This window comes from uncultured Anaerotruncus sp., assembly GCF_902490045.1.
GTDB lineage: Bacteria > Bacillota > Clostridia > Oscillospirales > Ruminococcaceae > Anaerotruncus.
On sequence record NZ_CABUCJ010000077.1, the window covers coordinates 1 to 11,539 of the forward strand.

The 11,539-nt window shown below is 64.0% G+C and carries 12 protein-coding genes; 6 read left to right on the forward strand and 6 right to left on the reverse strand.

The genetic code is table 11. The features are described 5' to 3' along the window. Positions 1-75: 75 nt before the first annotated feature. The 6 genes from RDM88_RS08775 to RDM88_RS08800 all read right to left on the reverse strand — a co-directional run bounded on the left by RDM88_RS08775 (position 76) and on the right by RDM88_RS08800 (position 6,153). Positions 76-561: a YbaK/EbsC family protein gene (locus RDM88_RS08775; protein WP_308754480.1), complete on the reverse strand. Its 486-nt coding sequence runs from the start codon at positions 559-561 to the stop codon at positions 76-78. 87 nt (positions 562-648) lie between these two features. Continuing rightward, positions 649-1,074, reverse strand: a complete 426-nt coding sequence (locus tag RDM88_RS08780; protein ID WP_308754481.1) for an ACT domain-containing protein — start codon at positions 1,072-1,074, stop codon at positions 649-651. 92 nt (positions 1,075-1,166) lie between these two features. Beyond that, positions 1,167-2,471, reverse strand: coding sequence for a phenylacetate--CoA ligase (locus RDM88_RS08785; protein WP_308754482.1), 1,305 nt, complete (start codon positions 2,469-2,471; stop codon positions 1,167-1,169). A 33-nt stretch (positions 2,472-2,504) separates the two neighbouring features. Further along, the gene (locus tag RDM88_RS08790) at positions 2,505-3,086 is read right to left on the reverse strand and encodes an indolepyruvate oxidoreductase subunit beta (RefSeq protein WP_308754483.1); all 582 of its coding nucleotides are present in this window, start codon (positions 3,084-3,086) and stop codon (positions 2,505-2,507) included. After that, the gene (iorA, locus tag RDM88_RS08795; protein WP_308754484.1) at positions 3,086-4,831 is read right to left on the reverse strand and encodes an indolepyruvate ferredoxin oxidoreductase subunit alpha; all 1,746 of its coding nucleotides are present in this window, start codon (positions 4,829-4,831) and stop codon (positions 3,086-3,088) included. Before iorA ends, RDM88_RS08790 begins: the two co-directional genes overlap by 1 nt. Positions 4,832-4,860: 29 nt before the next feature. After that, the gene (locus tag RDM88_RS08800) at positions 4,861-6,153 is read right to left on the reverse strand and encodes a phenylacetate--CoA ligase (protein ID WP_308754491.1); all 1,293 of its coding nucleotides are present in this window, start codon (positions 6,151-6,153) and stop codon (positions 4,861-4,863) included. A gap of 310 nt (positions 6,154-6,463) precedes the next feature. Between RDM88_RS08800 and RDM88_RS08805 the strand changes: the two genes are divergently transcribed. The 6 genes from RDM88_RS08805 to RDM88_RS08830 all read left to right on the forward strand — a co-directional run bounded on the left by RDM88_RS08805 (position 6,464) and on the right by RDM88_RS08830 (position 11,382). Then, positions 6,464-7,906, forward strand: coding sequence for an FAD-dependent oxidoreductase (locus RDM88_RS08805; RefSeq protein WP_308754485.1), 1,443 nt, complete (start codon positions 6,464-6,466; stop codon positions 7,904-7,906). Between the two features lie 453 nt (positions 7,907-8,359). After that, on the forward strand, positions 8,360-9,235 hold the full coding sequence (locus tag RDM88_RS08810) for a DUF5685 family protein (RefSeq protein ID WP_308754486.1): 876 nt from the start codon (positions 8,360-8,362) through the stop codon (positions 9,233-9,235). Continuing rightward, positions 9,232-9,843 carry a J domain-containing protein gene (locus tag RDM88_RS08815; RefSeq protein ID WP_308754487.1) on the forward strand — a complete coding sequence of 204 codons (612 nt, stop codon included), beginning with the start codon at positions 9,232-9,234 and terminating at the stop codon, positions 9,841-9,843. The genes RDM88_RS08810 and RDM88_RS08815 overlap by 4 nt, the downstream gene beginning before the upstream one ends. A 70-nt stretch (positions 9,844-9,913) precedes the next feature. Further along, on the forward strand, positions 9,914-10,450 hold the full coding sequence (locus RDM88_RS08820) for a hypothetical protein (RefSeq protein WP_308754488.1): 537 nt from the start codon (positions 9,914-9,916) through the stop codon (positions 10,448-10,450). Between the two features lie 51 nt (positions 10,451-10,501). Beyond that, on the forward strand, positions 10,502-11,026 hold the full coding sequence (locus RDM88_RS08825; protein ID WP_308754489.1) for a hypothetical protein: 525 nt from the start codon (positions 10,502-10,504) through the stop codon (positions 11,024-11,026). A gap of 110 nt (positions 11,027-11,136) precedes the next feature. Further along, a complete protein-coding gene (locus tag RDM88_RS08830) occupies positions 11,137-11,382 on the forward strand; it encodes a helix-turn-helix transcriptional regulator (RefSeq protein WP_308754490.1) in 246 nt (81 codons plus the stop codon). Positions 11,383-11,539 lie beyond the last annotated feature (157 nt).

Consider the following 11,539-nt stretch of genomic DNA (forward strand, 5'->3'; position numbering starts at 1 on the left):
CGCCGTCCACCGATCCGATGTAGGAGACGCCCGCGCGGTCAATGAGGCTGCCGATCGTCTGGACGGGATCCCGCATCATACCGCCGTCTCCTCCCAGCCCTTGCAGACGTCGACCCAGCCCGCCGCGCCCGAATACTCCTCGAGCTCGGCGCAGGTGAGCTCGATGGCGGAGTTGCCGCTGCCCGCCGCCGGGAAGACGGTTTCAAACCGCTTCATCGACACGTCCAGGTAGGTCTTTACATTTTCGTTCTCGATCGCGAAGGGGCAGACGCCGCCGACCGCGTGGCCGGTGAGGGCGAGCGCCTCCTCGGGCGGAAGCATCGTCGCCTTCATGGAGAACTGGTCCTTGAACTTGCGGTTGTCGATGCGCGCGTCGCCCGCCATGACGATCAGAACGCACCCCTCCGGGCTCTTGAAGGAGAGGGTCTTGGCGATGCGCGCCGGGATGACCCCGACCGCCTGCGCCGCCAGCTCGACGGTGGCGCTCGAAACCGGGAACTCCAGGACGTCCCCGCCGCGCCCGCGCGCGGCAAAGAACGCCCGTACCTTTTCAATGGACATTTTCACATTCCTCCAAAAAAGGTTGGGCGGAAGATCTTCCGCCCAACCGGCTGATGTTGTTTTCGAGGAGGCTGTCCTCCCGTACCCTCAATACACGTCCTCGCCGCTGAGGATGGGGACGCCGTGGTCGCGCAGGACCTTTTCGGCGGCGTCGTTGTCGGCGACGCGCAGGATGACGTAGGCGGTCTTCTCGGCGTGGCTGACGAAGGCGTACATGTACTCCACGTCCATACCCGCCTCGCGCAGGATGTCCAGCGCCTCCGCGAGCCCGCCCGGGCGGTCCTCGATGCCGACGCCGATGACGCTCGTCTGAGAGACGGTGAAGCCCTGCTCCTTGAGGGCGCTTTCGGCGCGGGAGGGATGGTCGACGATCAGGCGCAGGATGCCGAAATTGGTGGTGTCGGCGATCGAGAGGGCGCGGATGTTGATCTCCCGGCTGCTGAGGACGTCGGTGATCTCCGAAAGCCTGCCCGGCTGGTTCTCGACAAATACGGAAAGCTGTTTAATAACCATATTACACACCCATTCTGCCGCTGAGCCGGCGTTAGTTTGACGATATTGCCCAAAAATCCGGGGAAGTGCTTCCCTTTCTTATGCCAATTATATCATACCAGATGGCGTTTGTCGATAACGCGTTTTGCTTTTCCTTCGCTGCGCTCGATCGTCTTGGGCGAAACGAGGTGCACGTGGACCGCCAGCCCGAGCATCGATTTGAAGCCGTCGACGAGCTGCTTTTCACGGCGGGAGATGTCCTTGACGGTGTCGCCGAACATCGCGCCCGTCATCTCGACATAGACGTCGAGGGTGTCGCTGTTTTTGACGCGGTCGACGACGATCTGGTAGTTGGCGGGATAGCCGTGGTTCATGAGCACCGTCTCGATCTGGGACGGGAAGACGTTGACGCCGCGGATGATGAGCATGTCGTCGCTGCGGCCCATCGGCTTGGACATCTTGACGTGGGTGCGCCCGCAGGAGCAGGGCTCGCGGGTGAGCACGCAGATGTCGCGGGTGCGGTAGCGGAGCATCGGGAACGCCTTTTTGGTGATGCTCGTAAAGACGAGCTCGCCCTTGGAGCCCTCGGGGAGCACCTCGCCGGTGTCGGGGTCGATGATCTCGGCGATGAAGTGGTCCTCGTTGATGTGCATGCCCGTCTGCTCGGCGCACTCGAACGAGACGCCGGGTCCGGAGAGCTCGGTGAGGCCGTAGATGTCGTACGCCTTGATGCCGAGCTTCTTTTCGATGTCGCGGCGCATCTCCTGGGTCCACGCCTCGGCGCCGAAGATGCCCGCCTTGAGCGGGATGTCCTCCGGCCTGATGCCCATCTCCTCAAACGTCTCGCCGATGAAGGCGGCGTAGGAGGGGGTGCAGCAGAGGATGGTGGCGCCCAGATCCTGGATGAACTGGATCTGCCGCGCGGTGTTGCCGGAGGACATGGGCAGCGTGAGGCACCCGACCTTGTGGGAGCCGCCGTTGAGGCCGGGGCCTCCGGTGAAGAGGCCGTAGCCGTAGGAGACCTGCACCACGTCGCTGCGGGTGCCGCCCGCGGCCACGATTGCGCGGGCGCAGCAGTCCTCCCACAGGTCGATGTCGGCCTGGGTGTAGAAGGCGACGACGCGCTTGCCGGTGGTGCCGCTCGTCGACTGGATGCGCACCGCGTCCTCGCGCGGGACGGCGAGCAGCCCGTAGGGGTAGGCGTCGCGCAGGTCCGCCTTGGTCAAAAAGGGCAGCTTGCAAAGGTCGTCCACCGATTTGATGTCGGAGGGCCTGACCCCCTTCTCATCCATCTTCCTGCGGTAGAACTCCACGTTTTTGTAGGCGTGTTCGACCGTTTCGACGAGGCGCTCATCCTGCCAGGCTCTGATCTGCTCCCGGGAGGCGCACTCGATTTCGGGCTGGTAGTAGTTTGGCAAAGGAATCCATTCCTTTCTGTCGTTAAGATTTGGTCACGCGGTATGGTTCCGGCCGAGCGCGAACGCGCGGCGGTTGAGCTCAAGGAATTTCGCGGGCACGCAGGCCTCCAGCGACGCCTGCCAGGCCTCCTCGGGGATGTCGAGCAGGGTGGAAAGCACCCCCATGAGCACGACGTTGACCGCCTTGGCGCTGCCGGCCTGTTCGGCCAGCGAGAGGGCGTCGATTGCCAGCAGGTTCGCGCCGGTGGCGGCGAGCTTTTCGAGGATGCCGTCGGGATAGCCCGCCGCGCCGGTGATGACCGGCATCGGGTCGATCCGCTGGTCGTTGACGATGAGCCGCCCGCCCTCCTTCAGGTAGGGCAGCCAGCGGGCGGCCTCGAGCCGCTCAAAGGAGACGATCGCGTCGGCCTCCCCCTCCGAGACGATGGGGGAATAGACCTTGCCGCCATAGCGCACATAGGTGACGACGGAACCGCCGCGCTGGCTCATGCCGTGCACCTCGGAGACCTTGACGTCGAACCCGCGCGAGAGCAGCACGTTGCCGAGCAGCTTGGAGGCGAGCAGCGAGCCCTGCCCGCCGACCCCCACGATCATGACGCTTTTTACGTTTGCCATCAGCCCTGCACCCCCACGGAAGATTTCAGCGCGCCGAACGCGCACATTTTTTCACACAGCCCGCAGCCGACGCAGAGGGTCTGGTCGACGGTGACATGGCCCTCCGCCGCGCTGATCGCGGGGCAGCCGATCTTCATGCAGGCCTTGCAGTTTTTGCACTTCTCCGCGTCCACGGCGAGCGGCGGGTTGTGCTTGACGTACTTGAGCAGCGCGCAGGGCCGCCGGGTGACGATCACCGACGGCTCGTCGGCCGCGAGCTCCTCCCTGATGACGGCCTCGAGCTCCTTAAGCTCGTTCGGGTCGACGACGCGGATGCGCCTGACGCCCGCCGCCTCGCACACCTTCTCGATCGAAACCTGCGGGGTGGGCTGGTTTTTGAGCGTCAGCCCGGTCGTCGGGTTCTGCTGGTGCCCGGTCATGCCTGTGATCGAGTTGTCGAGCACGATGACGGTCGAATTGCCGCGGTTATAGGTGATGTCGATGAGGCCGGTGATGCCCGAGTGCATGAAGGTGCTGTCGCCGATGACCGCGACGGACTTTTTGGCCGAGTCGCCGCCGCGCGCGGTGTTGAAGCCGTGCAGCCCGGAGATCGACGCGCCCATGCAGACGGTCGTGTCGAGCGCCCCGAGCGGGGGCAGCGCGCCGAGGGTGTAGCAGCCGATGTCGCCGCTGACCATCACGCCGAGCTTGTGCAGCGTGTAGAAGAGGCCGCGGTGGGGGCAGCCGGGGCAGAGCACGGGCGGGCGCACGGGCACCGCCTCGCCGAAGGAGAGCCCGCCGGGGACCTCCTTGCCGAACGCCCGGGCGACCGTCCGCTGGGAGTATTCGCCGCAGAGGCCGAGGCGGTCCTTGCCGCCGTCGACCCGCACGCCATTCGCGCGGCAGAAGGTCTCGATGACCGGGTCGTGCTCCTCGACCACGTAGAGGGTCTTTACCCTGTCCGCGAAGCTGCGGATGAGCTTCGCGGGCAGCGGGTTCACGAGCCCGAGCTTGAGGACGCTCGCTTCGGGGAACGCCTCCTTCACATACTGGTAGCAGGTGCCCGAGGTGATGAAGCCGACCTCCGCGTCCCCCATCTCCACCCGGTTGAGCGGGGTGGTTTCGGCGAACTCGGCGAGCTTTTTCATCCGCTCCTCGACGAAGACATGCCTCCCGACCGCGTTGGCGGGCATCATGACATATTTCTTCGGGTTCTTTTCATACGGCTTCAGCGGATATTCCGTGCGCTCCTTCGGCTCCACGATGCTCTGGGAGTGGGCGATGCGGGTGCAGGTGCGGAAGATCACCGGCGTGTCGAACGCCTCGGAAATCTCGTACGCCGCCGCCACGAGGTCGATGCAGTCCCTTGAATCGGCGGGCTCCACCATCGGCAGCTTGGCCGCGACGGCGTAGTGGCGGGAATCCTGCTCGTTCTGGGAGGAATGCATGCCCGGGTCGTCCGCCACGCCGATGACCATGCCGGCGTTCACGCCGGTGTAGGAGGCGGTAAAGAGCGGGTCGGCCGCGACGTTGAGTCCCACGTGCTTCATCGCGCAGAAGGAGCGCGCGCCGCCGATGGCCGCGCCGAGCGCCGCCTCCATGGCGACCTTCTCGTTGGGGGCCCACTCGGCGTAGATCTCGTCGTACTCGCTCGCATACTCGGAGATCTCGGTGGAGGGGGTGCCGGGATAGCTCGAGACGAACCGGCAGCCTGCCTCGAAGAGTCCTCTGGCAACCGCCTGGTTGCCAAGCATCAGCTGTTTCATATATGTACTCCTTTAATGAATTACTTGCGTCAGCGCAGGTCGACGACCCGCTTGGCCTTGCCCTGGAACCGCTCGATCGTCTTGGGCTGCACGAGGGTGACCTTCGCGTCGATGCCCAGCACGGTGCGCAGCCTGGCGTGGATCGTCTCCTGGAGCTTTTCGAGGTCGGAGAACCGCTCGAGCAGGGAGCCGTCGATCAGCTCGACCTTGACCTCGAGCGTGTCGGTGTAGCCCTCGTGCCGCACATAGAGCATGTAGTGCGGGCTGATCTGGCTCATCGGCATAAGCACGCTCTCGATCTGGGAGGGGAACACGTTGACGCCCTTGACCTTGATCATGTCGTCGCTGCGGCCCATGATCTTGTCCATGCGGGCGGTCGTGCGGCCGCATTTGCAGGGGGCGTAGGTCACGCGGGAGAGGTCGCGGGTGCGGTAGCGCAGCAGCGGCAGCGCCTCCTTGGTGAGGGTGGTGATGACCAGCTCGCCGACCTCGCCCTCCGCCTTCTCCCCGAGGGTGTCGGGGTCGACCACCTCGGTGAAGAAGTGGTCCTCGTTGATATGCAGGCCGTCGCGGAACTCACATTCGCCCGAGACGCCCGGGCCGATGAGCTCGCTCATGCCGTAGTTGTCGGTGGCAAAGAGCCCGAGCTTCTGCTCGATCTTTTCGCGCATCTCGGGGGTGCTGCCCTCCGAGCCGAAGAGGCCGATGCGCAGCTTGAAGTCGTCGGGCCCGTAGCCGAGCTCGGCGGCCAGCTCGCCGAGGTAGAGCGCGTAGGTGGGGGTGGCGATCAGCGTCGTGGTGCCGAAATCCTTCATCAGCATGATCTGCTTCTCCGAGTTGCCGGAGGAGGAGGGCACGACCGAGGCGCCGAGCCGCTCGAGGCCGTAGTGCAGGCCGAGCGCGCCGGTGAAGAGGCCGTAGCCGAAGCAGATCTGCGCGATGTCCTCGTCGTTCACGCCCGCGGCGGCGATGAGGCGCGCCATGATCTCGCTCCACATGTCGAGGTCGTTTTTCGTGTATCCGACGACGGTCGGCTTTCCGGTGGTGCCGCTCGACGCGTGGATGCGCACGACCTTCTTCTGCGGCACCGCAAAGAGGCCGAAGGGGTAGTTGTCGCGCAGGTCGTCCTTGGTCGTCGGCGGGATATACTTGATGTCGGAGAGGGCCTTGAATCTGTCGGGGTCGAACCCGACCTCGTCAAACCGATCGTGGTAAAACTTCACGTTGTCGTAGCAGTATCGCACGATGTGCTTCATCCGCTCCAGCTGGAGCGCCTCGATCTGCTTTCGCGGCATCGTTTCGGCTTCCCGGTTGTAGATCATGATTACCTTCACTCCGTTTCCTTTTGCGGCGTCGCCGCCGGGCGCTTTAACGCATTTATCCGTTAAACCCTATTGCCTTATCATACTGCGATCCGCGTCTAAAATCAAGCCTTCCGCCATCTTTTTTTCACTTCTTTCCCCGCCGCGCGGACATTTTTCCCCCAAAAGCCCCCGGACGGCCGGAAATCTTTTTCCACGGCGGGAATAATTCTCAGCAGCCGGCCCACGCTAGGAATACCAAACAAAAGGAGCGTGGTATTGTGGAAACAGGCGGCAAACGGGCGGTCCGCCGCGCGGGGGTGGAAAAGCCGTGAGCGAATCCATCTGGAGCAAAACCGCCGGGTTCCCGGAGCGGCCCGCGCTTGCGGGCAGCCTGGACGTGGATGCGGCCGTCATCGGCGGCGGGATGGCGGGGGTGCTGACCGCTCATTTTTTGAAGGCGGCGGGGCTGCGCACCGTGATTCTGGAAGCCTCGCGCGTGGGCTGCGGACAGACGAAGAACACCACCGCCAAGATCACCAGCCAGCACGGCCTCCTGTACCACCGGCTGATCGAGCGGTCGGGGGAGGAGCGGGCACGGCAGTACGCCGACGCCAACCAGCGCGCCATCGCGGAATACCGGCGCATCGTCCGGGAGCTGGGCGTCGGCTGCGATTTCACCGAGGCCCCGGCGTACCTCTATTCCACCGCCGGGCGGGAAACGCTGGCGCGGGAATTCGAGGCGGCAAAAACGCTCGGCATCGACGCGGCCTGCGGCGTCCGGACGGAGCTCCCCTTCCCCGTGGCCGCCGCCCTGCGCTACGACGGGCAGGCGCGGTTCCATCCGCTCAACTTCCTGTACGCCGTCGCCGGACCGCTGGAAATCTATGAAGGAACCCCCGTGCGGTCCGTGGAGGGGAACCGGATTTTTACCAACCGCGGGGAGGTGACGGCGGGGAAGATCGTGTTCGCCTGCCACTACCCCTTCCTGAACGCGCCCGGCTACTACTTCATGCGGATGCACCAGGAGCGCAGCTATGTCATCGCGCTCAAAAACGCCGCGAAGCTCGACGGAATGTACCTCGGCGTCGACGCGGACGGCCTCTCCCTCCGGACGCAGGGGGACCTGCTGCTCCTCGGCGGCGGGAACCACCGCACCGGTGAAAATTCCGCGGGCGGGCAGTACCAGAGGCTGCGGGAAGCGGCGAAAACCTACTGGCCCGGGAGCAGCGAGGCGGCCGCCTGGAGCGCCCAGGACTGCATGACGCTGGACGGGGTGCCCTATATCGGCCGGTACTCTGCCTCGACGCCCGACTGGTACGTGGCGACCGGCTTCCAAAAATGGGGCATGACCTCCTCCATGGTTTCCGCCCTTGTGATCTCCGGCCTGATCACAGAGGGCAAAAGCCCCTGGGAACAGGTATTCACGCCCCAGCGGTTCAACCCCTCCGCCTCCGCAAAGGAGCTGATGCGGGATACCGCCCAGGCCGCCAAGGGGCTGGCGCGCAGGCTCCTCTCGCCTCCGCGGGAGGACATCGAGGCGCTGCCCTGCGGGCACGGGGGCGTGGTGGAATACGACGGCGAAAAGGCCGGGGTGTACAATGACGAAAACGGCGAAGCGTTCATCGTCTCGATCCGCTGCCCCCATCTGGGCTGCCAGCTGGAGTGGAACCCGGACGAAAAGAGCTGGGACTGTCCCTGCCACGGCTCCCGGTTCGACTACCGCGGCAACCTCATCGACAACCCGGCTCAGGAGGGGCTGGAGAGGGACTGATCCCCCTCCGGCCGTTTTTTCCGCGCAACCCGCGGCCAATCCCCACCGGGAAAAGGGCGGCATGGGCAAATGCCCACGCCGCCCTTTTCCCGGTTATCCCGCCGCCCCGGACCGGAAACCGGTCCGCCCGGCGCGGACAGTCCGGCGCGCGGGAACCGCCGGGCGCGCCGCGCTGCCGGTGCCAAACGGAAATCCGGGCGCGGTTTACGCAAACAGGCCCCGGTTGAATCACCAATCCATAACGTAATTTCGTGGAATTCATAGTTTATTAAACAAATTCACAGCCTTTTCGTGTAAAATAAGAGAGTTCAGAAAGGTCTGTGAAAACACCGGAAAATCCGCGCCCGCAGCGCGGATCGCACGTTTTTTACAAGGATTCCCCGGCGCCCCATCGCGGACAGGCGAAAAAACCCGCCGTTTCGCGGAAAATCTTCACCCGATCGGGAGACACTAATGTTTGGTTACATCAAGCCCTTCAAGGGGATGCTGCGCGTCTGCGAATACGAAACCTATAAGGCGGTCTACTGCGGGCTCTGCAAACAGCTCGGCCGGGAATACGGCCCCTTCGCCCGGCTGACCCTCAGCTACGACTTCACCTTCCTCGCGCTGCTCGACCTGTCCCTTTCGGGAGAACACCTCGCCTTCGTCCCCGGGCGCTGCATGCTCAACCCGCTCAGGAAAATTCCCTGCTGCCCCCGCTGCGGGCAGCTTGACTTTTCCTCGGGCGTCGCGATGATCATGCTCTACTACAAGGTGCTCGACAACTACCGCGACGGCGGCTTCGGCTCCCGGCTGGGCGCGATGCTCGCCATGCCCTTCGCGCGGCGCGCCTACAAAAAGGCCGCCGACCGCTTCCCCGGCGTGGCGCAGATCATCTACGAGACGATCAGCAAGCAGAGCGCGCTTGAGGACGAACAGTGCGACAGCGTCGACCGCGCCTGCGAGCCCACCGCGCTCGCCCTCTCGGGCATCTGCGGCCTGCTCACCAACGACGGCGCCCAGAAGCGGGTGCTCGAGCGGTTCGGCTACCTGCTCGGCCGGTACGTCTACCTGGCGGACGCGCTCGACGACCTCGAGGAGGACGCCCGCCGCCACAGCTACAACGCGTTCCTCCTGCGGGAGAAGACGCCCTCCCCCACCCCCGAACAGCTCGCTTCCATCCGCGAAAACGCCAAGGGCTCCCTATTTTTGACGATCGGGGAGATCATCAAGGCGTACGAGCTGATCGGCCTGCACGACTTTAAGCCGATCCTGGACAACGTCATCCACCTCGGCCTGCGCGATACCGTCGAACGAATCTTGCTGCCAAAGGAGACTGAAAACCGATGACAGATCCGTATAAGGTCTTAGGGATCTCCCCCAACGCCACCGACGAACAGGTGAAGGCCGCATACCGGGAGCTTGCCAAAAAGTATCATCCGGATAACTATGCGAACAACCCCCTGTCCGACCTGGCCGAGGAGAAGATGCAGGAGATCAACCAGGCATACGACGAGATCGTCGCGCAGCGCCGGGCGGGCGGACAGTCCGGCGGCTATTCGGGCGGCGCCTATACGCAGGGCGCTTCCCAGTTTTCGGATATCCGCCGCATGATCAATTCCGGCCGGCTCGCCGAGGCGCAGGAGCTCCTCGACGGCGTGGCCGCCGCCAGCCGTGACGCCGAGTGGTACTTCCTCAAGGGCAGCATTTACTATTCGCGCGGATGGCTCGACGACGCGCTCCAGAGCTTCCAGAAGGCCTGCCAGATGAATCCCCAGAACAGCGAGTATTCCGCCGCCTACAACCAGCTGCTCTGGCAGCGGCAGAACGGCCGTCCCCAGTACGGCGGCGGCTCCTACCAGACCGGCACCGTCGGCGGATGCAGCTGCTGCGACATCTGCGCCGCCATGTACTGCGCCAACTGCTGCATGGACTGCTGCGGCAACAGCTGCTTCTGAGCGGCCGGCCGCCTTTCGCGTTTTCCGGGCGCCGCAGGCCCGCATCAGAAGCATCGGAGGCGTCCCGTCTATGAAAAAAAGTACCCAGGTGGCAATCGGCGGCCTCTCCGCCGCCCTCTGCCTGCTGATGATGTTCATGACCGGCCTGATCCCCTTCTCCTCCTATGTCTTTCCCGCGATGGCCGGCATCGTCCTCATCGCCGTCGAGGAGGAAAACGGCACCAAGACCGCCATGCTTGTCTACGCGGCCGTTTCGGTGCTCGCCATGTTCATCGTCCCCGACCAGGAGGCCAAGGTCCTCTTCGTCATGCTGCTCGGCTACTACCCCATGCTCAAATCCCGTATCGAGCGGACGCCGCGCCCCATCGCCTGTCTTTTGAAGCTCCTGCTCTTTAACGGCGTGGTCGTCGCCTTCTACTATGTGATGCTCTACGTCTTTGGCATCCCCGATATGCTCGAGGGATGGGGCGACTTCGGAAGGTATACCATTGTCGTCGCCCTCGCCCTGGTCAACTTTACCCTCTTTATGTACGATTTCCTGCTCTCCCAGGTGCTGCGCATCTACCGCGGCTGGTTCCGCCCCAAAATCCTGCGCAAGATTACCTGACGGGCCCTGATCCCTCCCCGCGCGGCGGGGATTTTTTCGAGGTGATTGCTTATGCTGCGACAGCGTTCCCGCTCCCATACCGCGCTTGTGCTGGTGCTCTCCATCCTCTGCGCCATCCTCATCGCGCTCGGGCTTTTCCTCTTCCTGCGGAGCCTCAACGGCTCCCCCGGCGAAATCAAAAGCGCCTTCCGGGTGGAGGGGCTCGATCCCGCCGCGCAGACGGGCACGCCGCCCGGCGCGCCCTGGAACGAGAAATCCCCCGGTGAAAACCTCTTCGGCTACCGCGTCAGCTCCACCGTCACCTTCCAGTCCGACGGCACGGGCGGCGGACTCAACGTACAGAACCCCGCGTTCAACGAATACCTGATGGTCGTCGAGCTGACCGCCGACGGGGATGAGAGCGTCCTCTACCGCTCCCAGTACATCGCCCCCAACCAGTACATCTCCAAGGTCGACCTTCAGCAGCCGCTCGCCTCCGGCGAGCACCAGGGCACCGTCTATCTCAGTGCCGTCGATCCCAAGACGCTCGACGTCGTCGGGGTGCTGGAAAATCCAATTCTTATAAACGTGAAATAAAAGGAACCGGCCTTTCGGCCGGTTCCTTTTATTTAATGGAAAGACACAGATATGTTTCTTTTGCGGCACATCCTCCCGGCTCTATGCTATGATGACGCCGGGTGATAATTATGAAGCATATCGTATATCAGCATTTGAAAGAAATCCGTCTGGAGCGCGGCCTGACGCTCCGCCAAGCCGCAGCCGTCATTCACGTTTCCCCCGGAACTTACAGCCGCTATGAGCGCCGCGGCGGCATCCGGGTCCATCACATCGAGATGCTTGCCGACTACTACGGCACCAGCACCGATTACCTGCTTGACCTCACCGACCGGAAGGAGCCTCACCCGCGGGCGCCGGGGTACAGGCCGCCTTAGATTTTCCGCCCGGAGGCCGGAGGGTTTGCCGGTAGTCGACCGGCGGCGACCCTATTTCTTGTACGGACAAGAAATAGGGGAAAGAAACCGCAGGGGGCTGCGCCCCCTTGACCCCCGCGCCGCCTCCGGTTGGCCTTCGGCCAAAGTCGGCGGCGCC